General features: G+C 71.4%; 20 protein-coding genes. 12 read left to right on the forward strand and 8 right to left on the reverse strand.

What is annotated here, in order from left to right; genetic code table 11:
• The first annotated feature begins 88 nt into the window (after positions 1–88).
• A complete protein-coding gene (locus ACIBVN_RS44295; RefSeq protein ID WP_397146303.1) occupies positions 89–1,948 on the forward strand; it encodes a protein kinase in 1,860 nt (619 codons plus the stop codon).
• Positions 1,949–1,960: 12 nt separating this feature from the next.
• On the opposite strand, the gene ACIBVN_RS44300 is transcribed toward ACIBVN_RS44295, so the two are convergent.
• Positions 1,961–2,866 carry a D-isomer specific 2-hydroxyacid dehydrogenase family protein gene (locus ACIBVN_RS44300; protein ID WP_397146304.1) on the reverse strand — a complete coding sequence of 302 codons (906 nt, stop codon included), beginning with the start codon at positions 2,864–2,866 and terminating at the stop codon, positions 1,961–1,963.
• Positions 2,867–3,017: 151 nt separating this feature from the next.
• Here ACIBVN_RS44300 and ACIBVN_RS44305 point away from each other — a divergent pair, with 151 nt between their 5' ends.
• The 3 genes from ACIBVN_RS44305 to ACIBVN_RS44315 all read left to right on the forward strand — a co-directional run bounded on the left by ACIBVN_RS44305 (position 3,018) and on the right by ACIBVN_RS44315 (position 6,356).
• A complete protein-coding gene (locus tag ACIBVN_RS44305) occupies positions 3,018–4,268 on the forward strand; it encodes an acyltransferase family protein (RefSeq protein WP_397146305.1) in 1,251 nt (416 codons plus the stop codon).
• A gap of 425 nt (positions 4,269–4,693) precedes the next feature.
• The gene (locus tag ACIBVN_RS44310) at positions 4,694–5,881 is read left to right on the forward strand and encodes a hypothetical protein (RefSeq protein WP_397146306.1); all 1,188 of its coding nucleotides are present in this window, start codon (positions 4,694–4,696) and stop codon (positions 5,879–5,881) included.
• 148 nt (positions 5,882–6,029) lie between these two features.
• On the forward strand, positions 6,030–6,356 hold the full coding sequence (locus ACIBVN_RS44315; RefSeq protein ID WP_397146307.1) for a Uma2 family endonuclease: 327 nt from the start codon (positions 6,030–6,032) through the stop codon (positions 6,354–6,356).
• A 6-nt stretch (positions 6,357–6,362) separates the two neighbouring features.
• Here the strand turns inward: ACIBVN_RS44315 and ACIBVN_RS44320 are convergent, their stop codons facing one another.
• Both ACIBVN_RS44320 and ACIBVN_RS44325 read right to left on the reverse strand, forming a co-directional pair.
• Positions 6,363–6,986 carry an FMN-dependent NADH-azoreductase gene (locus tag ACIBVN_RS44320; RefSeq protein WP_397146308.1) on the reverse strand — a complete coding sequence of 208 codons (624 nt, stop codon included), beginning with the start codon at positions 6,984–6,986 and terminating at the stop codon, positions 6,363–6,365.
• A 137-nt stretch (positions 6,987–7,123) separates the two neighbouring features.
• Positions 7,124–8,410 (reverse strand): ABC transporter ATP-binding protein, encoded by a 1,287-nt coding sequence (locus ACIBVN_RS44325; protein WP_397146309.1) that lies wholly within the window; start codon positions 8,408–8,410, stop codon positions 7,124–7,126.
• Positions 8,411–8,788: 378 nt separating this feature from the next.
• Here ACIBVN_RS44325 and ACIBVN_RS44330 point away from each other — a divergent pair, with 378 nt between their 5' ends.
• Both ACIBVN_RS44330 and ACIBVN_RS44335 read left to right on the forward strand, forming a co-directional pair.
• Positions 8,789–9,814, forward strand: a complete 1,026-nt coding sequence (locus tag ACIBVN_RS44330) for a LacI family DNA-binding transcriptional regulator (protein ID WP_397146310.1) — start codon at positions 8,789–8,791, stop codon at positions 9,812–9,814.
• The gene (locus ACIBVN_RS44335; protein WP_397146311.1) at positions 9,811–10,725 is read left to right on the forward strand and encodes a carbohydrate kinase family protein; all 915 of its coding nucleotides are present in this window, start codon (positions 9,811–9,813) and stop codon (positions 10,723–10,725) included. The genes ACIBVN_RS44330 and ACIBVN_RS44335 overlap by 4 nt, the downstream gene beginning before the upstream one ends.
• Here the strand turns inward: ACIBVN_RS44335 and ACIBVN_RS44340 are convergent.
• Positions 10,715–11,920, reverse strand: coding sequence for an MFS transporter (locus ACIBVN_RS44340; RefSeq protein ID WP_397146312.1), 1,206 nt, complete (start codon positions 11,918–11,920; stop codon positions 10,715–10,717). The genes ACIBVN_RS44335 and ACIBVN_RS44340 overlap by 11 nt on opposite strands.
• Positions 11,921–12,096: 176 nt before the next feature.
• Here ACIBVN_RS44340 and ACIBVN_RS44345 point away from each other — a divergent pair, with 176 nt between their 5' ends.
• Together ACIBVN_RS44345 and ACIBVN_RS44350 are read left to right on the forward strand one after the other, a co-directional pair.
• Complete coding sequence (locus ACIBVN_RS44345; protein WP_397146313.1) at positions 12,097–12,459, forward strand: bifunctional 4-hydroxy-2-oxoglutarate aldolase/2-dehydro-3-deoxy-phosphogluconate aldolase; 363 nt, start codon at positions 12,097–12,099, stop codon at positions 12,457–12,459.
• On the forward strand, positions 12,456–12,602 hold the full coding sequence (locus ACIBVN_RS44350; protein ID WP_397146314.1) for a hypothetical protein: 147 nt from the start codon (positions 12,456–12,458) through the stop codon (positions 12,600–12,602). Before ACIBVN_RS44345 ends, ACIBVN_RS44350 begins: the two co-directional genes overlap by 4 nt.
• Before the next feature lie 34 nt (positions 12,603–12,636).
• Here the strand turns inward: ACIBVN_RS44350 and ACIBVN_RS44355 are convergent, their stop codons facing one another.
• Positions 12,637–13,620, reverse strand: a complete 984-nt coding sequence (locus ACIBVN_RS44355; RefSeq protein WP_397146315.1) for a cation diffusion facilitator family transporter — start codon at positions 13,618–13,620, stop codon at positions 12,637–12,639.
• 137 nt (positions 13,621–13,757) lie between these two features.
• Here ACIBVN_RS44355 and ACIBVN_RS44360 point away from each other — a divergent pair, with 137 nt between their 5' ends.
• Entirely contained in the window at positions 13,758–14,114 is a 357-nt protein-coding gene (locus tag ACIBVN_RS44360; RefSeq protein WP_397146316.1) for an ArsR/SmtB family transcription factor, read from the forward strand.
• Between the two features lie 3 nt (positions 14,115–14,117).
• Here ACIBVN_RS44360 and ACIBVN_RS44365 read toward each other — a convergent pair whose 3' ends face one another.
• Positions 14,118–14,732, reverse strand: coding sequence for an ACT domain-containing protein (locus ACIBVN_RS44365; RefSeq protein ID WP_397146317.1), 615 nt, complete (start codon positions 14,730–14,732; stop codon positions 14,118–14,120).
• Positions 14,733–15,083: 351 nt separating this feature from the next.
• The gene (locus ACIBVN_RS44370) at positions 15,084–18,182 is read right to left on the reverse strand and encodes a bifunctional cytochrome P450/NADPH--P450 reductase (protein ID WP_397146318.1); all 3,099 of its coding nucleotides are present in this window, start codon (positions 18,180–18,182) and stop codon (positions 15,084–15,086) included.
• Positions 18,183–18,237: 55 nt separating this feature from the next.
• On the opposite strand from ACIBVN_RS44370, the gene ACIBVN_RS44375 reads away from it, so the two are divergent.
• From ACIBVN_RS44375 to ACIBVN_RS44385, 3 genes are all read left to right on the forward strand, one after another.
• The gene (locus tag ACIBVN_RS44375; protein WP_397146319.1) at positions 18,238–18,801 is read left to right on the forward strand and encodes a TetR/AcrR family transcriptional regulator; all 564 of its coding nucleotides are present in this window, start codon (positions 18,238–18,240) and stop codon (positions 18,799–18,801) included.
• Positions 18,802–18,875: 74 nt separating this feature from the next.
• Positions 18,876–20,033, forward strand: a complete 1,158-nt coding sequence (locus tag ACIBVN_RS44380; protein ID WP_397146320.1) for a thiolase family protein — start codon at positions 18,876–18,878, stop codon at positions 20,031–20,033.
• Between the two features lie 20 nt (positions 20,034–20,053).
• Positions 20,054–20,755, forward strand: a complete 702-nt coding sequence (locus ACIBVN_RS44385; protein ID WP_397146321.1) for an SDR family oxidoreductase — start codon at positions 20,054–20,056, stop codon at positions 20,753–20,755.
• Between the two features lie 7 nt (positions 20,756–20,762).
• On the opposite strand, the gene ACIBVN_RS44390 is transcribed toward ACIBVN_RS44385, so the two are convergent.
• On the reverse strand, positions 20,763–21,068 hold the full coding sequence (locus tag ACIBVN_RS44390) for a hypothetical protein (RefSeq protein WP_397146322.1): 306 nt from the start codon (positions 21,066–21,068) through the stop codon (positions 20,763–20,765).
• Positions 21,069–21,170 lie beyond the last annotated feature (102 nt).

Genomic DNA, 21,170 nt, shown 5'->3' on the forward strand with positions numbered 1-21,170 from the left:
TCCGTTAGAGTCTTGGGTACAAAAAGCGTGCCGGGCGGAGGAACGGTTCGGGTTGAGACGGGATGACGACGGCGAGAGGACGGCGACGTTGGGGCGCTCCGCAGGCACTCCGCTGAAGCCGGAAGATCCGCCGGCGATCGGCCCCTATGAGCTGATCAGCCGTCTCGGCTCCGGTGGCATGGGTGTGGTCTATCTCGCCAAGGCGGCCGACGGGTCGCGGGTGGCGCTCAAGGCGATCCGGCGCGACTTCACGGCCGACCCGGTCTACCGGGCGCGGTTCAACGAAGAGGTGTCCAACGCGCGCAAGGTGGCCTCGTTCTGCACGGCGCGCGTGCTCGACCACGGCGAGGACCGCGGCGTCCTCTACCTCGTCACCGAGTACATCGACGGCATCTCGCTCGAGGACCACCTGATCGAGCACGGCGCCCTCTCGCCGTCCGTGCTGCACTCGGCGGCCGTCGGCGTGGCGGCCGCGCTGACCGCGATCCACGCGGCCGGACTGGTGCACCGCGATCTCAAGCCGGCCAACGTGATGCTGACGCTGGCCGGGCCCCGGGTGATCGACTTCGGGCTGGCGCGGTCCTCGCACGTGGACTCCCGGCACACGAACGCGGGCATGGTGATGGGCACGCCCGGATGGATCGCTCCTGAGCAGGTCTTCGAGGGGCGCACGAGCCCGGCGGGCGACGTGTTCGCCTGGGGGTCGCTCATCGCCTACGCGGGGCTGGGCGGGCATCCGTTCGGCGAGGGTGACGCGTACGTGATGGCGGCCAGGGCCCGTACGGCGCCGCCCGACCTTCGGGGGCTGCCCGCGCCGCTGGACCGGCTGGTGGCCGCGGCCATCCACCCCGACCCGGCGCGCCGGCCCGCGGCCAGGCAGCTGCTGCTGGAGCTGGTGGGAGCGGCCGACGAGCCCGCGGCGCAGCTGGCCGCCACCAAGCACCTGACCAACTCGTGGAACCCGTCGGACTTCCCGATGATGCCGCAGCCGCCGCACCGCATGCCGCCCGACCGCACGGGCGCGGTGCCGAGCGCCGGCCGCCCGCGCCCGTCCCACAGCCCGTCCCAAGGTCCGTCCCATCAGGGCCGCGGCCCGCACCCTGAGGCGCCCGCGCGCAGCCCGCAGCCTCCGCCGCCCGCGGAGCGCACCGGTCCCACACCTGGAGCGGGCCCGGTCCCGCCCGCCGAACGCACCGGTCCCACGCCCGGAACGAGTCGCGGGCCACAGCAACCGCCGCCCGCCGAACGCACCGGTCCCACGCCCGGAATGGGCCGCGCGCCGCAGCAGCCACCGCCCGCCGAGCGGACCGGGCCCGTGCCGCCGGTTCTCCATCCGGAGCGGACCGGCCCCGTGCCGGGCACCGGCCGGGGGCCTCAGGCACCGCGAGGGCCGCATCCGGATCTCACCGGGGCCGGGCCGCGGCCTCACCACTCGGCCACCGGCCAGGGGCCGCTGCCGGGCAACCCGCCGCGCAAGGTCAAGCGGGGCGTGCTGACGGGCTGCCTGACCGCCCTGATCATCGCGGTCGTGCTGCTGGTGGCGCTGATCGTCCTGCTGGCATCGGTGTTCCGCTCCCCCGCGGTCGGTGAGGACGGGCCGGTGCAGGACGGCAGGCTGCGCTTCGCCGTGACGAGCACCAAGTGCCCCAAGCCGGCGAGGTCGGCGGCCAAGCGCACCTGCCAGGTCGGGGTGCAGGTCAGCAACGTCGGGCGGGAGGCCAGGGTGCTCTACCCGGGCCAGCAGAAGCTGATCGACGAGAACGACGAGCTGCACGGCGGCACCAAGCTGCTCGACAAGGACGGCAAGGAGATCACGCCGATCCGGATCGAGGCCGGTCAGTCGTTCACCGGCGCGCTGGTGTTCGAGCTGCCGAAGGGCCTCGACCCGGCCGGGCTCGAGGTGCACGACTCGGGGCTGAGCAACGGAGCCCGGCTCAACCTGGGCTGACCCAGCCGGGACTCAGAAGCCCTGGGACGGCGAGACCACGCCCTCCAGCGGGGCGCCGTCGCGAAAGCGCCGCACATTGGCGGTGACGCGCTCGGCCAGGCCACGCCAGTAGGAGGTGCGCGGGTTCGCGCAGTGCGGCGTGATGAGCGCGTTGTCCAGGCCCCACAGCGGGTGGCCGTCAGGCAGTGGCTCGGGGTCGGTCACGTCGAGGGCCGCGCCGCCGATGCGGCCCGCGCGCAGCGCCTCCACCAGGTCGTCGGTGACGACGAGGCTGCCTCTGGCGACGTTCACCAGCCAGGCGTCCTTGCGCATCAGGTCGAACTCGCGCTTGCCGAACATCCCTCTCGTCTCCGGCGTGGCGGGCGCCGAGACGACCACGTAATCGGCCTGGGGCAGCACCTCGCGGTAGCGGGCGCGCGGGAGCACGAGGTCGGCGCCGGGCGCCTCACCCCTGTCAGTGACCGCAAGGACCCGGCAGCCGAACGGCTCCACCATCTTGATGAGCGAGCGCCCGATGCCGCCGAAACCGACGATCGCGACCGTCGAGCCCGCGAACTCCCTGGACCCGTTGCCCTCCCAGCTCGTGGCCCTGGCCGCGCGGTGCAGGCCACGCGCGGCCGCCAGCATCAGGGCCAGCGCGTGCTCGGCCACCGGCGGGCCGTAGGAGCCGGTGGCCGCGGTGAAGACCGGGTATTCGGAGATGACCCCGGCCTCGGCGAAGCGCTCGATGCCGGCGCTCGGCAGTTGCACCCAGCGGATGCCGTCGTGGAGCATCGACCGCAGCTCCTCGGGGCCGCCGCTGCCGTAGTAGACGATCGCCTCGGCCTCCTCCAGCGGCACGACCTCGCCTCCTGCCCGGCGTACGGCGTCGATGAGCACGGGCACCGGCTCGGGTCCGACGTGGACGGCGACGGTCATGCTTGGCCTCCTTCTCGCCACGGGGCCACCAGCGTATCCAGGGCGTATGCGCGCGGCGTTTCCGGGTGCCAGCATCTCTTCAGGGTGCGTGGGTATGTTGTCCCGAGTGTCCGCTATCGCCGCCTTGCCCAGTTCTTCTAGATTGGCGTGGTTGGACGCGCTGCGGGGGATCGGCGCGGCGGCCGTGGTGGCCGAGCACCTCCTGCCCTGGTTCCTCCCTCAGCTCAGGCCGTACTGGTTCAACCTCGGCGTCTACGGCATCCTGGTGTTCTTCCTGGTCAGCGGCTATATCATTCCCAGCTCGCTGGAGCGCCACGGCGACGTGCGCCTGTTCTGGATCAGCCGGTTCTTCCGCCTCTACCCGCTCTACCTCAGCGTGGCCGTCGTCATGCTGGCCCTGGCCTGGTGGGTGCCGCTGCGCGAGGAGGTGCCGAGGGACGGGAGCGCGGTGGCGGCGCACGCGACGATGCTGCTCGACGTCGTGAGCGTGGGCGGCGTGGCCGACACGATGTGGACGCTGTCGTACGAGATGGTGTTCTATCTCCTGGTCACGGCGCTGTTCCTGGTCGGGGGGCACGGCCGCAGCGGGCTGCTGTCGATGCTGTTCGCGGCGGGCGCCGTGATCGTCGGGCTGGTGGTGTCAGGGGCGGTGCTGGTGGGCGGGTGGCCGGCCTACGTCTCCGCCGTGGTGTTCGTGGCCGGGCTGGCGTGTGTCGTGTGGGGACGCCTCCGGACGGCCTCGGCCTGCGTGCTCGGCCTGATGGCGCTGGTGTTGCTGCTGCTGAGCAGCCGGGTGCCGTGGCTCGGGGTGGCGGTGCTGGCGGTGATGTTCGCGGGCACGGCCATTCGCCGGTGGGAGCGGGGCGGCGGGCGGCTGTGGCCGGTCGCGGTCACGGCGGCGCTGGTGGCGGTCGCGCCCTTGTGGGCCGTCGAGGGCGGGTGGTGGTGGGTGCAGGCGGATGTGTGGCTGACGACGATCGCGCTCGCCGGTGCCACCTTCGCGGCGGGGATGGCGCTGCGCGAGCGGCGGCTGCCCAGGGTGCTCACCTGGCTCGGCCTGATCAGCTACTCGCTCTACCTGGTGCATCATCCGTTGCTGAAGTATTTCGTGGAGATCACCGGTGACCTGCGGCGGGCGGAGCTGCCGTACCAGCTCATGATGACGGCGCTCGCCGTGGCCGCGGTGCTGGCCGTCAGCGCGCTGTCCTTCAGGTACGTCGAGAGACCCATGCAGACGCTGGGCCGCCGCCTGTCACGCCGGAGCGCCCGCCGGCTCCAGCGCGCGGGCGATCTCCGGATGCCCGGACAGGGCACTCGCCACGACGGGGTCCTCGGCCATCAGGAACGCGAGGTGCCTGACCGCGTGGGCGACCACGTTGGCCAGGGCGACACGGTCGGGTGACGGCGTCGCGGGCGCCTCTCCCCTGGCGATCTCCAGCGCGGGCACCTCGACCGCGGGCAGCCACGGCGCCGGATCCGGGCAGACCGCATAGGTCAGCACGATCCCGCCGTCCGGCTCGTACCGCCAGCTCGTGGAGTGCACGACGGTGCCGGGATCTCCCGCCTCGACCCCGCTGAGCCGGCGCGCGGCCGCGTCGGGGCTTTCCCCGCGCGCGGGCCGGGTGCTGGCATGCCGGTAGGACCAGCGATTGTCGGTGCCCACCCGTAGCATGAGCGTCTCAACCGAGACCACGTGTCTTCCCGTCACCATCCCCAACTTACTGCCAACCATGTGCAAGTACGTCCCACACGCATTATGTCCCCGCTCTTGAACACGACGGCGGGCCCGGCTGTAGTCGATGGCGTGCGAGAGAGAGGCCGACAACGATGCCCGGTTTGCTGGTGTTGATGGGCTCGGGCGAGACGAGCCCGACCATGGTCGAGATCCACCGCGCGACGGCGCGCACGCTGCGCGCGGGAGCGCGGGCCGTGCTGCTCGACACCCCCTACGCCTTCCAGGAGAACGCCGCCGACATCTCCGCCCGCGCCCGCCGCTATTTCGCGCACAGCGTCGGCCTGGATGTCGAGGTGGCCACCGGGGTCACGGGCGCCGACTGGGTCTTCTCCGGCCCGGGCAGCCCCACCTACGCGCTCGACCGGTGGACCGGCTCGGGTGTCGCCGGTGACCTGCGCGCCCGGATCCGCGCGCGTGCGGGCGTGACGGTGCTGGCCTCGGCGGCCGCCTGCACGGCGGGCCTGGCCACCGTGCCGGTCTACGAGATCTACAAGGTGGGCGCGGATCCCCATTGGCGCGAGGGCATCGACCTGCTGGAGCCGCTGGGCCTGCGGGTCGTGCTGATCCCCCACTTCGACAACGCCGAGGGCGGCACCCATGACACCCGCTTCTGCTACCTCGGCGAACGCCGACTGTCGCGGATGGAACGCGAGCTGCCGCCGGGCACCGCCGTCCTCGGCCTCGACGAGCACACCGCGCTGGTGATCGACCTGGAGAGCGAGTCCGTGCGGGTGGCTGGCCGGGGCGGCCTCACCGTCCGCCGCCCCGGCTCCCAGACGGTCCTGCCCACCGGCACCCGCACCGACCTCGCCGAGCTCCGCCGCCTGGCCGAGGGCCGCACGGGCACGGCCACGGTCCCACCACCCCCGGCGGAGCCCGCCCCCGCGCAGGTGACGCTGGAGGAGACCATCCACACGTGCGAGGAGCTGTTCAAGGCCGCCGTGGGCAGGCCCGACATGGTGGCGGCGGCCCAGACCGTCCTCGACCTCGAGGCCGAGATCGTCAAATGGGCCGCCGACACCGAGGAGGACTCCGGCGGGGTCGAGCAGGCCAGGGAGCTGATGCGGCTGCTGATCGCCCGCCTCGGCGAGCTCGCCTCGGCCGCCGGCCTCCGCTCCCTCGGCCTGCACTCCCTGGTGGAGCCCCTGCTGGCGCTCCGGTCACGGCTGCGCGAGGAGGGGCGCTACGACGTGGCGGACGCGCTGCGCGCGGCGATGCTGGCGGGCGGCATCGCGGTGGAGGACACTCCCGACGGGCCCCGCTGGACCTGCACCTCGTGAGAGTTGTGGCGGACGCCTGACGAGATCGGTAAAGGCACGGTAACGCGACCTCGTCACTCCACGTGCTCACACGGTTACACTTGGCTCTGTGCCGTCGTGCGTGCAAGACTCGATCCATGGAAGGCGATGAGGCGATATTCCCGACATCGTGGTAGGGCATACCGAGGCGATGCTTGCCGGGGCCACCGTGCTCGCCGCCGCGAACACGGCGTGCGTGGTCGAGGTCGTCAACCCGGGCAAGGCGAGTCGGCGGCGCGACTACGAGGTCAAGCCCCCCAAATACGCCGCAGCGGGCATCCCGGTCTTCATCAGAGTCGAGCTCCAGGGCGATGACGCGCCTCGTGTCGAGGTCTTCAACCTGAGCGGCCAGGACTACGAACTCGTCGCGGAGGGGAAGGCGGGGAACGTCCTTTCACTTGACCAGCCCTTCCCCGCGTCCTTCGACCCGGCCATACTGGCGGGTCGCGATCGTTGACCAGGGCTAGAAAGCCCTGGCGATCTGCCGCGCGCGCTCGTCGGCCTGCTTGCGCTCGTCCTCGTAGGAGCCCGTGAGCGTCGGGTGGTGGCGGATCTCCTGGATGTCGGCGATGCCGGTCCAGCGTAGCCAGTCGTTGAAGAACGTCGACTGGAAGTCGCTCCCGAACTCCGGCCCCAGCCCCTGCCCCCAGACCGCGCTGGTGTAGACGACGGCGGCGCGCTTGCCGGCCAGCAGAGGGCGGTAGCCGGTCTCCGGGTGTACGTCGAAGATCATCGCAGGCTGGCTGACGACGTCGACGAACTGCTTCAGCTTGTACGGCACGCCCGCGTTCCACATCGGCACACTGAAGAGGTAGCGGTCGTAGGAGTCGAAGCGCTCGAACGTGCGCACGGCCGCCGCCCACGCCTCGGCCTGCTCACCCACGGGGGTGCCGCCCCCGAACACGGTCATCTTCGCCGCCGCGGCGGCGGGCCCGAACTCGGGCAGCGTCCCGTCCCACAGGTCGAAGTGGTCGACCGTCGCGCCGGGATGAGCGGCCAGGTACTCCTCGACGAAGGTCTGTGCGATCCCCAGGGAGATCGACTCGCCGCCCCGAGGGGAGGCGGAAATGTGCAGCAGTCTGCTCATGGATTCAAGCCCCTTCCGGACTTCGGTCCGTTTACTGGTCATGACGATACGGACCATGGTCCGTTTAGTCAACATGCGGAGGCGCGAGACGATCAGCGGACGTGCGCGGTCCCCGGGAGCAGAGAAAGGCGGCGAAACTAGCGGCGGGGCGGGTCGATGCGAGCGCCGTCCAGGGTGAAGATCATCACGCGGGAGAGGTCGACGCCCACCTTGGCCGCGTCGCCGGCACGCCACACGGGGCGGTTGCCCAGGCGGATGATCAGGTCGGAGCGGCGGTGGATGCCGCTGTTCGGGTGCTGGCCCACCCTCTCCTGCTCCTGGGGCTCCTCATGGCTCGGGGACGAGAAGATCCGCCGCACCAGCCTCGACAGCTTCCCCGAGCCGTTCTTCTCGCCGTTGATCCGCTGGCGCGGGTCCGGCGGCTCGGGCACCGGGACGGCGGGCATCCCGCACTCGATGTAGGCCAGCCACTCGTGCCCGTGGTACTCCAGCGCCCGCACCCGCCCGTAGAAGGACGGCCCCTCGTACGACTCCGGCACCGGGGCCAGCCCGTCGGGACGCAGGCCGACGAGCACCTGCCCGCCCGTGTGCTGCGAGATCGCGTACGCCCTCGGATCGCTCCACGGCAGCGTGAGGCGGTGCGGGCCGAAGTCGAGCATGACGTACTGGTTCTGTGGCGTCCTGACACCGGCCGCCAACAGGTTCAGCTGCTGGGAGTTGAGGAACGCGGCCACGAAGGCGGTGGCTGGATCGTTGTAAATCTGGGCCGGGGTGCCGACGTCCTGGAGGACCCCGCGGTTCAGTATGGCGATCCTGTCGGCCAGCGTCAGGGCCTCCACCTGGTCGTGCGTCACGTAGATCGTGGTCACGCCGAGCGACCTGACCAGCGCCGAGATCTCCATGCGGAGCTCGGTGCGCATGCCGGCGTCGAGGTTCGACAGCGGCTCGTCCATGAGGAACAACTTGGGCTGCCGGACGATCGCCCGGCCCATCGCCACGCGCTGCCGCTGGCCGCCGGAGAGCGTGCCGGGGCGGCGGTCCAGCGTCTCGTCGATGTGCAGGGCCTTCGACAGCTCGGTCACGCGCTCGCGCACCATCGCCGGGTCCGACTTGGCGATCTCCAGCGGGAAGGCGATGTTCCCCCGTACGGTCCTGTGCGGATAGAGCGCGCCGTTCTGGAACACCATGGCGACGTCGCGATCGCGCGGAGCCAGGTGATTGGCCAATTGCCCGTCCAGCCAGAGGTCGCCCTCGGTGATCTCCTCCAAGCCCGCGATCATGCGGAGTAACGTGGACTTGCCACATCCGGATGGACCGAGGAGGACGAGGAACTCGCCGGCCTCCGCCCGAAGGCTCAGCCGGTCGACTGCGAGGTAGTCGCCCGGATACACCTTGGTCACTTTGTCGAGAACGACCGAGCTCATGGGCCTACACCTTGCGCGCGTGTCACCTGTGACGAGGCTGATTGAAGAGGTAGTACATCGCGCCTTAACGCTACATGTCCACCCTTGACATAAAGAATCTCCTTCCTAGGAGTTTCGGACGAGCGTTTTCGGACACCGAAAGCCGAAATTTCCGTATTGGAGAGGTATGTAAGGGCTTGCGTAAACTTGCGGCAAGGGATTTCATAGTCGAGACCTTCAGGGGGAAACTATGACGGCATGGTGGCGGGACGCCGCGATCTACCAGGCGTGCCTCACGGAGACACCCGTGGACTTCGGCGTGGACGGGGCGCTCCTGCCGGCCTCGGATGTCCCTGGAGCAGGGGATTCAGCGGCGTGGTTGAAAGTAAAGTGTGTGGCATGAACGGTCACGCTCGCCTAGCCGACATCGCCGCCCAGGCCGGGGTGAGTGAGGCCACGGTCAGCCGGGTGCTCAACGGCAAGCCAGGCGTGTCGTCCGCCACCCGCCAGGCGGTGATGGCCGCGCTCGACCTCATGGGCTACGAGCGCCCGCCCCGGCTGCGGCAGCGCAGCAACGGGCTGGTCGGCCTGGTGACGCCGGAGCTGGACAACCCGATCTTCCCCGCGTTCGCGCAGGCCATCGAGAAGGCGCTGACACAGCACGGCTACACGCCGGTGCTCTGCACCCAGCTGCCCGGCGGCGCGCCGGAGGACGAGTTCACCGAGCTGCTGGTCGATCGCGGCGTGAGCGGCATCGTGTTCGTCTCGGGGCTGCACGCCGACACGACCGCGCGCATGGACCGCTACACCCGGCTGACCGACCGCGGCCTGCCGATCGTGCTGGTCGACGGCTACAGCGAGAAGATCGACGCGCCCTTCATCTCCTCCGACGACCGCCTGGCGGCCCGGCTGTCCGTGCAGCACCTGGTCGACCTCGGCCACGAGCGGATCGGGCTCGCGCTGGGGCCGCGCAGGTTCGTGCCGGTGATCAGGAGGATCGAGGGCTACAAGCAGGCCATGGCGCAGCTGCTCGGCGCGACCGATGTCGATGAGCTGATCGCCCATTCCCTGTTCTCCGTCGAGGGCGGGCAGGCGGCCGCCGCGCAGCTGCTGACCCGCGGCTGCACCGGCATCGTGTGCGCGAGCGACCTGATGGCGTTGGGCGCGATCCGCGCCTGCAGGGAGAAGGGGCTGTCCGTGCCGGGAGATGTGTCCGTGGTCGGGTTCGACGACTCGCCGCTGATCGCGTTCACCGACCCGCCGCTGACCACCGTGCGCAAGCCGATCGGCGCCATGGCATCGGCGGCCGTGCAGACGCTGCTCGAAGAGGTGAACGGCGCCCCGGCCAAGCACGTCGAGCTGATCTTCCAGCCGGAGCTGGTCGTCCGCGGCTCCACCGGCTCCGGCCCCCTGGTCAACCGGTGAGCGGAGTGACCGGACCCGCCTTGCGGAGCGGGGCCACGAACACGCACGACGTTCTGGTCCTCGGCGGTTCCGGGGTCGATACGACGGTGTACGTGCCTGAGCTGCCGCTGCCGTACCAGGACACCTACCACGTGCCGCCGGTCGTCGACCGGATCGGCAACACCGGCGCGGGCGTGGCGCTGGGCTGCCACGCCCTGGGGCTGGGCGTCGCCTTCGCCGACCTGATCGGCGACGACCCGCAGGGCGCGCTCGTCCGCCACGCGCTGCGCGAGATCGACTGCTCCTGGGGGCCGGCCGCGGCGGGCACCCGGCGCAGCGTGCTGCTCGTCGGCCCCGACGGCCGCCGCACCTCGCTCCACGACCCGAAGGTCACGCCCGGCGAGCGCCTGCCGCGCGAGCTGTACGCGAACGTGCGCGCCCGGCACGTCCACGTCTCGATCATGGACTTCTGCCGCCACGCCTACCCGGACCTCGACGGCGTCCCCGTCTCCACCGACCTGCACGACTGGGACGGCGCCAACGACTACCACAAGGACTTCGCCTACCGGTCCGACCTGGTGTTCCTGTCGGCGACCGCCCTCGAGGACCCGTTGACGACGATGCGCGACATCCTCGCGCGCGGCCGGGCCCACACGGTCGTGTGCACGCGCGGGGCCGACGGCTGTCTCGTCCTGACGCGCGACCGCGAGCCGCGCGCGTTCCCGGCGGTGCCGCTGCCCGGGCCGGTGGCCGACAGCAACGGCGCGGGCGACGCGTTCGTGTCCGGCTTCCTGTACGGCACGGTGCGGGGCCGGTCGCTGGAGGAGTGCGTACGGCTGGGGTCGATCGCGGGGGCGCACGCCTGCACCGTCGCCGGCACCCACGAGTCCCCGATCACCGAGTCCCTGCTGCTGGCCAGGTTTACGCGGTAGACGGCCGGTCCAGTTCGCGCCAGGCCCGGCAGACGAACGGCGGGATCGACGCGATCAGATAGACGCTGGTGAACGCGTACAGGGTGGCCGCGAGACCGGCCAGTTCGGTGAGCGAGCCGGCCAGCAGCCCACCGAGCGGCATGGCCGCGTAGGCGGCGGCCGTCATGGCGCTGAGCGCCCGCGCTCGCAGGCGGGCGGGGATGCGGTCGAACTGGATCACGCCGAGAATGGGGTTGATCGCGCCGGCCGCGAATCCGGAAAGGGCGGCCACGCCGAGCGCCACGGGAAACGGGGCGCCGAGGGCCAGCACCAATACGCGCGGGACGCCGGCGATGAGGAAGCACCAGCCGTAGGTGAGCCGCATGGGTAATCGTCCGCCGGCCGCGCCGTAGACGATCGTCCCGGCCACCGCGCCCGCTCCGAGCCCGCCGGTGAGCAGGCCGAACGCGCGGGGGTCACCTGCCACGTCGCGGGCGTACAGCGCCAGCAGCACCTGGGTCACGCCCGTGTCGAGCATGTTGACGACCACGATCATCGCGGTGGCGCTCAACTGCAGCCGGTCGCGCCAGAGGAAGGTCAGCCCGTCGCGCAGGTCGCGCAGGTAGCCGCCGGATTCGCGTTCTCCCGCGTCGATGTGCGGGACTCCGCCGGAGATGAGCAGGGCGGAGAGCAGGAAGGTGACGCCGTCGACGATGAGCAGCGTGCTGGGACCCGCCCAGAGGATGAGGATCCCGGCGAGCGGGGCGCCCACCATCGTCGCGCCGCGGTTGACGCCGTCGTACGCGGCCGTCGCGCGGCTGATGCGCACCCGCCCGAGCGCCGACAGGTCGGGCAGCATGGCCTTGCGCGCGGTCTCCCCCGGGGTGGCCACCAGCCAGCGCACGAACAACAGCAGCAGCAGGAGCGGGTAGGAGAGCCCGGTCGTCAGCGACAGCGCGGGGATGGCGAGCACGACGAGGCCGCTCGTCAGGTCGGACAGCACGCTCGCCCAGCGGAACCCCAGCCAGTCCACCAGCGTGCCGCCGAACGCCGCGGAGATGACGATCGGGAAGGTCGTGGCGAAGGCGGCCAGCCCCGTGAGCCCGGCGCTTCCCGTGCTCTCCAGGACGAACCACGGGACGGCGAGCATGGACAGCACGTTTCCGGTGACGGAAAGGGCATTGGCGGCCAGCAAGGTGATGAATGGACGCCTCACGCGCAATAGCCCCCGGCAACGTCTCCCGCTTCAGCGTTCCTCACGGTCGGCTCGCGGTCAAGGGAGACGGGTGGCGGTTCTGGAGTCGGACGCGTGGAAATCACGGGCGCCGGCGTGGCGCGGCGCCGCGCATTTCCCGGACGGCCCGCAGGTCAGCGGCCCGGACGGCGTACATCGTGAGAAGGGAAGTAATGTACCGGTGGGAGATCGTGCGAGCCGTCGCGCGCCTCACCGAGCGGCGGCCTGAGGCGCTGGTGGGCGCGGGCACCGTGCTGGACGCCGCCGCGGCCCGCGCCGCCGTGGAGGCCGGGGCGCGGTTCCTGGTCTCGCCGAGCCTGCACCCCGACGTGATCCGCACCGGCCACCGCCACGGCGTGCCCGTCTTCCCCGGCGTGGCGACCCCGACCGAGATCGTCCGGGCTCTGGAGGAGGGTGCGGACGCGGTGAAGATCTTCCCGGCCTCCGGCGTGTCGCCGTCGTGGCTGCGGGACGTACGGCAGGCGCTGCCCCAGGCGCCCGCGATCCCCACCGGGGCGTGACCATCGACAACGCGCCGGAATGGATCGCGGCGGGCGCCGTGGCCTGCGGGATGGGATCCGCGCTGACCTCCGGGGGCGCGAAGGCGGCCGGTGAACGCGTCACCGCCCTCCTGGCCAGGCTCGCCGAGGTCGCGGCGCGGTAGGCCGGCCCACGCCTGCGTGGGGCACGGGGCAGGTTCAGGTGGTGCGGTGGGAAGACAGGCTGGCGTGGTGGTCGGCGCCTGCCGGGCCGTGCGGGTCGGTGTGGACGGTGGCGGCCTTCAGCCGCGGGAGGTCGTGGATGAGCCGGTGCTCGGCCTCCACCGCCACCGCGTGCGCGGCCACCACCGACATGCCGTGGTCCACGAGGATCTCCACCTCGGCGTGCAGGGCGTGACCGATCCAGCGCAGGCGTACGGAGCCGACCCGCCGCACCCCGTCCACCGCGCCCAGGATGCGTTCGGCGGCGTCCACGAGGGCGGGGTCCACGGCGTCCATGAGCCGGTGGTAGATCTCGCGGGCCGCGTCGCGCAGCACGAAACAGATGGCGAACGTGATCAGCAGTCCCACGATCGGGTCGGCGAGGGGGAAGCCGAGCGCCGCGCCGCCCGCGCCCAGGAGTACGGCCAGCGAGGTGAAGCCGTCGGTCCTGGCGTGCAGGCCGTCCGCCACCAGGGCGGCCGAGCCGATCTCCCTGCCCACCTTGATCCGGTACCGGGCCACCCATTCGTTGCCCGCGAACCCGGCCAGGGCCGCCCCCGCCACCCAGCCGACGGCCCTGATGTCCTGGGGGTTCAGCAGCCGCATGACGGCCTCGTACCCGGCCAGGGCCGCCGAGGCGGCGATCAGGAGAACGATGACGATGCCCGCGAGGTCCTCCGCCCTGCCGTACCCGTAGGTGAAGCGGCGGGTGGCGGCGCGGCGGCCGAGGGAGAACGCGATCGCCAGCGGGACGGCGGTGAGGGCGTCCGCGAGGTTGTGCAGGGTGTCGCCGAGCAGCGCGACCGAACCGGAGGCCACGACGATCACCGCCTGGACGGCGGCGGTGGCCATCAGGACGGCGAACGAGATGGCCAGCACGCGCATGCCACGGCTGCTGGACTCAAGGGCGGCGTCGGTCTTGTCGGCACTGTCGTGGCTGTGCGTCCTGAACAGGCCGTGGGGCACGACCTCGCGTACCATGCGCGCGAATCTCCCCGCCGCCCCAGAATGCCCATGCCCATGCCCATGCCCGTGCCCGTGCCCTCGAAGGTCCCGCTGGTCAGCCATGGCATCCCCTCGCTTGCGCGATTGGTCCGTTTTGACCAGGATATGTAGTCATGTACGCACGCGACAACGTCTCAGGTGCCAACCAGTCGCAGGAGCAACCGACTCCCGCCCAGGTGAACGCAGCCGTGGACGCCTTTCGCATGCTCAGCGACGGCACCCGGCTGAGGCTGATGTGGTTGTTGTCATCCGGCGAGCAGGATGTGAACTCACTTGCCCAGGCCATCGGCGTGCCGCGACCGTCCGTGTCGCAGCACCTGGCCAAGCTCAGGCTGGCGGGCCTGGTGGACACGCGCAGGGACGGGCGTCGCGTGCTCTACCGGGCGCGCGACTCCCACGTACGGGCACTCATCGCCGAGGCCCTGTTCCACGCCGGCCACGAGGTCTCGGGCCTGCCCCGCCACGACTGAACGTCAGCGGGCGGCCCGGGCGGCCAGCTTGGCGACCACGTCCACGATGCGGGCGGCACGCTCCAGCTCGGCGCGGTGGAACACCGGCCCGTCCGCCCTGGCCACCACCAGATGCAGGCCCTGGGCCACCACCGGCAGGAGCATCAACCGCAGCTCGTCGGCGTCCATGGTGGCGGCACGCGGCGGCGGCTCCGGCAGGTCCAGCTCGAACTTCTTGGGAGCGGCCAGCGAGGCGTGTCGCACGGCCCCGTCGGCCAGCGCCACCGACCACTCCGCACCGCACAACCCCGGCAGCGCGTCCACCAGCGTGGCGAAGCCCCGCGCGGGCTCGGACACCACGTGCATGAGCAGGTCGTAGTCCAGCGCCGAGCCCGGCACCTCCTTGGTCGCCCAGACGCCCTCCACCCGTACACCCGGCACGGCGGACAGCCGCTCGCGGGCCTCGGACGTGGTCACCGGCCCCGGCCACGAGACGGTGAAGTCGTCCACGGCCCGACCGCTCTCGCGTTCGAGCACGGTGACTTGCAGGATGTCCGCCCCAAGCGCGCCCAAAGCCCTGGCGATCTGGCCAAGGCCACCCGGCCGGTCTGGCAGCGACACCCTCAGTCGCAGCAGCATTGCCGCCCCCTTTCCAGAGGCTCCCACAGTGCCGTGGAAAGGTTTCGAGAATATTCCACGGATATGTCGCACATGCTGCGGTTATATCCCAGCATGCAGGGTTAAGTCCGGATTGTCGATAAAGGGCTGGCGCAAGTTTCCGCAGGTCATAGTACGCCCCCGCGCCGTGCCGCCACCCGATGGGGCACGCGCCCCCGCGCCGTGCCGCCACCCAATAGGGCACACACCTCCGCACCATGCCGCCGCGCCGCACCACTCAGCCGCCCGCCGGCCCCACCCGGCGCCGGCGCGCGCCGGCCCGCGGCGCGGCGTCGGAGCCGGTGCCGGGCGGCGGGCCGGCGCTCTGGGCGGTCAGGCGAACACGTCCTGCTGGTAGCGTCCGGCCGCCTCCAGCTCGGCCAGCCACTCGGCGCCGTCCTGCCCGGTCCGCTCCCGGTGGATGTCCAGCAGCGCCTGCCGCACCGCCGGAGCCATCCGCAGCCCGTCGCCGCACACGTACACGTGGGCGCCCTGCGAGAGCAGCTCCCACACCTCGCCGGCGTGCGCCGCGATGGCGTCCTGGACGTACCGGTACGGGTGCCCCGGCACGGCGGAGTACGCGACGTGCGCGGACACGCCCCAGCGGGCGAGGTCGCCGGCGTACAGCTCGTCGTGCTGAGGGTGGCGGCACCCGGTGAAGATCTCGGCCCGGCCGGAGGCGCCCGTCAGGGCGCGCTCCTCGAGGAAGCCGCGCAGCGGGGCGAAGCCGGTGCCGGGGCCGACGAGGATGACCGGCGTGGCCGGGTCGTCCGGCAGCCGGAACGGCGGCGCGGGCACGCGGATGTAGCCGTAGAACACCTCGCCCTCCTTCAGACCGGCGAGGTAGGCGGAGCACATGCCCTGGTACGTGCCGGTGCCCGACCACGCGGGCCCCTCCACCAGGCCGACGGTGAGGCGCACGAGCGACGGGTCCGCCAGCGGCGAGGAGGAGATCGAGTAGTAGCGCGGCTTGATGGGCCCGGCCATCTCCAGGAACACCGGCAGCGGCAGCGAGATCGCCGGGAAGCGCTCGAGCAGCGCCAGCGGGGAGAGGCGCTTGGCGAGGATCTCGTCGGCGTAGGCGGCGGTCAGCGCGGCGAGCTGGCCGCGGGTCCAGGGGCATTCGGTGTGGGCGGCGAGCGCCTCGATGTCGGCCCTGGTGGCCACGTCCTGCAGCTCGGCGAACTCGGTCAGCAGCAGGCCCGCCGTGACCGGCGTGTCCACGGGCAGGTGGGTGGATCCGGCGGCGCGCAGCCGTACCACCTGCTCCCGGGGGACGCGCAGGCAGCGCAGCGCCCACTCCACCAGCTCGGGGTCGTTCTTGGCGAAGACGGCCACGTGGTCGCCCGCCGAGTACGTGACGCCCTCGGGCAGCCTGGCCACGATCGAGCGCACGCCGGGACGCGGCGCCTCGATCGAGAAGTCCCAGAGCCCGGCGGGGTCGCCGGTCAGCTCCTCGTTGGCGACGACGGTGAGCGGGAAGGCACGCGAGGAGACGACCGCGGGCCTGACCTCGGCCTCGTTCAGGACCTCCATCTCGTAGCGCGGCCCGGCGTTCTCGGCGGAGGCGCTGTACTCCTCGGCCAGCGCCGACCACAGCTTCGCGGTCCACGCGGACACGTCACCGTCGAAGTCGCCGTCCGCGTCGGCCTCGCCGCGCTCGATCAGCGGCACCGCCCCCGCGGCCGTCAGCTTCTCGTACGCGCGCTTCGGGAACTCCTGGTACGTGGGCCACTGCGTGTTCCCGCAGCCCAGCACGGCCAGCCGGACCCCGGACAGGTCGGGCAGCGTCTCGAGCGCGTCGAAGTGCTGGGCGTTGTCGGGGGCCTTGCCGTTGTAGGAGGAGGCGACCACGATCAGCAGGCCCTCGCCCGGCGGCGTCATGTCGTCGAGCGTGGTCAGCGTGGTGGCGAAGCCCGCGCGGCCGGCCCGCTCGGCCAGGCGCTCGGCGATGTCGGAGCTGGTGCCGAGGTTGGAGCCGTACGCGACGGTGAGCGGGACGCCGGTGACGGCGATCTCCTGCTGCTCGCTCTCCTCGACCTCCTGGGCCACGACCACGGCCCGCTCGTGCGCGCGCCGCTCGCGGACCCTGAGCGTGAACCCGTCGGGCTTGAGCGTGAGCGTCTGCTTGATCTGCATGCGGTAGACGTTCGGGTCGGAGATCGCGAACCGCCGCAGGACCATCGCCAGCGCCAGCCTGGCCTCGGTGAGCGCGAACTGGCGGCCGATGCAGGCGCGCTCGCCGTTGCCGAACGGCTTGTACGCCCCGGGGTGGTGGTTCTTCTTGTTCTCCGGCAGCCAGCGGTCGATGTCGAACTCGCCGGGCCGCTCCCATGCCTTGGGGTTGCGGTGCAGCATCGGCAGCAGCATGGTGACGCTCTGCCCCTTGGCGATGGGGTAGTCGCCGATCGTGGTGTCCTCGACCGCCGCCACGGCGAACGCCGGGATCGGCGACCAGATGCGCAGCGTCTCCTCCAGGATGCGGGGGATGACGTCGAGCTTCATGATCGTCTCGTACGTGGGCGGCTCGTCGCCCGGCAGCAGCCGGTCCACCTCGTCGTAGGCGCGCGCCAGGGTGTGCGGCTCGCGCAGCAGGTTGTACAGGGCGAACGAGAGCAGCCCGCTGGTGGTCTCATGGCCGGCGATGAGGAAGGTGAGGACCTGGTTGCGGATGTTCTCGTCGGACAGGCGGGCGCCGGTCTGCGGGTCGGACGCCTCCAGCATCAGGCCCAGCAGGTCCTTCGAGCCGCTGACGCCCTCGGCACGGCGCTGCCTGATCACGTCGTCGACGAGCTCCTGCATGGTGGCGATGTCGCGCCGGTAGCCCTCCTCCTGCCCGCGCTTGAGCTTGGTGATGAACGGCAGCTGCTGGTTGCGCAGCATGGCCGCGGTCAGCGCGCCACCCATGGCCTGCAGGAACGGGTGCAGCTCGGGCGAGTCGAACGAGTGGAACCGGTAGCCGAACCCGGTGAGCGAGATCGTGTCCAGGGTGAGCCTGGTCATGTCGTCGGCGACGGGCAGGTCCTCCCCCTGGCGGCCAGCCCAGGACTCGACGAGTTGCTCGGCGATCTCGAGCATCTGCGGGTAGTACGCCTTCATCGAGCGCTGGCTGAAGGCGGGCATCAGGATGCGATGCGCGTGCCCCCACACCGGCTCGTCGTGGTCGGCCGTGAACAGCCCGTCGCCGCCGAAGTCGCGCACGATCGACAGCGGCGGCCTGATGCGCTTGACGAACCGGCTCTCATCGCACGCCTCCGCGACCAGATCGGGGTCGTACGCCAGCACGATCGTGCGACCGGCGATCTCCAGCCGGAAGATGCCCTCTTCGTACCGGGAGGCGACCTGGACGAAGTGCTCGATCGGCGAGTGAGAGGGAATCTGCAGCGTGTTGCCCAGGATGGGCAGGCCCTGGGGTGCGGGGATCTGCGCCATGATTGCTCCCTTTCGAGTAGCCATACACCGTATGGTTGACGCTACCATACGGCGTATGGCGGTGAGCGCACGCAGGGGAACTCCCCTGACCCTCGAAGAGATCGGCTCCACGGCGGTACGCCTGATAGACGAGGGCGGGGTGGAGGGGCTGTCCATGCGCAAGCTGGCAGCCGAGCTGGACGTCAACCCCATGTCGCTCTACCACCACGTGGAGAGCAAGGAGGCGCTGCTCAAGCTGGTCTGCGCCATCGCGGCCAAGCAGATGCACATGCCACAGGACGACGGCGCCCCCTGGCAGGACCAGCTCAAGGCACTGGCACTGGCGTACCACCGGCACGCCCGAGAACATCCGGCCCTGTGGGGATATGTGCACACCCACCCTCAGCTCGTCGCCGACCACCAGATGGCGATCTGGCAGACGCTCTATCGCATCCTGCGGCTGGCGGGGGTCCCCGAGCCGGAGCTGCGGCGGACGAGCGAGATCCTGAACGCGTTCGTCGCGGGCTTCATCGTGTCCTCGACCCAGGGCCACATGTCGGACGCCCCCGAGGAGATCGGCCACAACTTCGACATGGCCGTCCACCTGATCATCAACGGCATCGTGAGCTTCTCCAGCTGATCAGAGGTGCGTTGGAAAACCCAACCCGCTCGCGCTAGAGTGGGTTCAGTTTTCCAACCCACAAGGAGGGCGCGATGCGTGACGCGGTCATCGTGCAGGCCGTACGCACTCCGATCGGCAAGGGCAAGGCGGGCGGCGGCCTGACGGGGATCCATCCGGTGGACCTGCTCGCCCACACCCTGCGCGCGCTGATCGAGCGCAGCGGGGTGGATCCGTCGCTGGTGGACGACGTGATCGGCGGCTGCGTCGACCAGGTGGGCGAGCAGGCCATGAACACCACGCGCAACGCCTGGCTGGCGGCCGGCTTCCCGGAGTCGGTGCCCGCGGTCACCGTGGACCGGCAGTGCGGCTCGTCCCAGCAGGCCGTGCATTTCGCCGCGCAGGGGGTCATGGCGGGCGCGTACGACCTGGTGGTGGCGTGCGGCGTGGAGTCGATGAGCCGCGTGCCGATGTGGTCGAACGTGCCTCCCGGCGCCGACCCATTCGGCCCCGCGATGGCCGCGCGCTTCCCCGAGGGCCTGGTGCCGCAGGGCATCAGCGCCGAGCTGATCGCCGCCAAGTGGTCGCTCAGCCGCGAGCAGCAGGACGTGTTCTCCGCGGACTCGCACCGCAAGGCCGCCGCGGCCTCCTTCGCCGACGAGCTCGCGCCCCTCGCCGGGCTCGAGCGCGACGAGTCGGTACGCCCGGGCACGACACCGGAGATCCTGGCCGGACTCAAGCCCGCCTTCGCCGACCCGGGCTACGCCGAGCGGTTCCCGCAGATCGACTGGTCGGTCACCGCGGGCAACACCAGCCCGATCAACGACGGGGCGGCGGCCGTGCTGATCACGAGCTCGGAGACGGCGGCCCGGCTGGGCCTGCGCCCCCTGGCCCGCCTGAACAGCTTCGCCGTCGCGGGCGCGGACCCGATCCTCATGCTCACGGCCGTCATCCCCGCCACGGAGAAGGTGCTGCGCCGCGCGGGGCTGAGTCTCGCCGACATCGACCTGTTCGAGGTCAACGAGGCGTTCGCGAGCGTCGTGCTGGCCTGGCTGCAGGAGACCGGCGCCGACCCGGCCAAGGTCAACGTCAAGGGCGGCGCCATCGCGCTCGGCCACCCGCTGGGCGCGAGCGGCGCCCGCATCGCCACGACGCTGGTGCACGCGATGCGCGAGCGCGGCGCCCGCTACGCCCTGCAGACCATGTGCGAGGCCGGCGGCCTGGCCAACGCCATGATCCTCGAACGACTGTAACGACAACCAAAGGATTCAACATGAAGATCTCCGGCAGCGTCGCCCTGGTCACGGGCGCGAACCGCGGCCTGGGCGCCGCCTTCGCCCAGGCCCTCCTGGACCGGGGCGCCCGCACGGTGTACGCGGCCGCCAGGAACCCCGCCACGATCAGCGGCGCGGGCCTCGTCGCGATCGAGCTCGACATCACGGACCCGGACGCCGTCGCGGCCGCGGCCGCCCGCTGTGCCGACGTGGACCTGCTGATCAACAACGCCGGCATCGCCCGCATGGGCGCCGGAGACCTGGACTCGGCCCGTGCCGAGATGGAGACCAACTATTTCGGCACCCTGTCCATGAGCCGCGCCTTCGCCCCGGTCCTGGCCCGCAACGGCGGCGGCGCGCTGGTCAACGTGCTGTCGGTGCTGTCGCTCATCACGTTCCCGGAGGTGAGCACGTACGCCGCGTCGAAGGCCGCGGCGTGGTCGCTGACCAACGCCCTGCGGGTGGAGCTGAAGAAGCAGGGCACCCACGTCCTGGGGGTGCACGCGGGCTACATCGACACGGACATGGCCGCCCACGCCACCGGCCCGAAGATCTCCCCTGCGGAGGTCGTCGCCCAGACCCTCGACGCGCTGGAGTCCGAGGCGTACGAGGTCCTGGCCGACACGATCAGCAAGCAGGCCAGGGCCGCCCTCTCGGGCGACCTCGAGCTCCTCTACCCGGCGCTGGCCGCCCGCGGCTGAACCGGGCTCAGCCGGCGCTCGCCTCCCAGACGGACTCGAACGCCGGCTCCGTGATCTCGGTCAGCTCCCAGATCTCCAGCGGCTGGTCGGCGAGGAAGCCGTGCTCGTCCTGCAGGTGACGCCACCAGTAGCGGCGGGCGGCCCGGTCGGCGGTCACCAGCACCTGCCGCACCGCCCACTGCTCGTTGGCGTCGCCCTCGACGCTCTCGAAGAGCCAGGCGCGCCCGTCCTCGTCGGCCATGTGCCAGTAGCGGCGGGGCGCGTCGGACTCGGCGAGCTGCCTCACCAGCGGCTGGCGAAGATCTGGAAGCACCCGCCTACTCTAGGTAGCTGGTGTAAAGCGGTCGATCCCGGCCGGTTGCATCTCGATCGCGATCTGCTGAGCCGGGCCTGTGATCGAGCTTGGTGGCCCGAT

This window comes from Nonomuraea sp. NPDC049400 (assembly GCF_044466425.1).
Lineage (GTDB): Bacteria > Actinomycetota > Actinomycetes > Streptosporangiales > Streptosporangiaceae > Nonomuraea.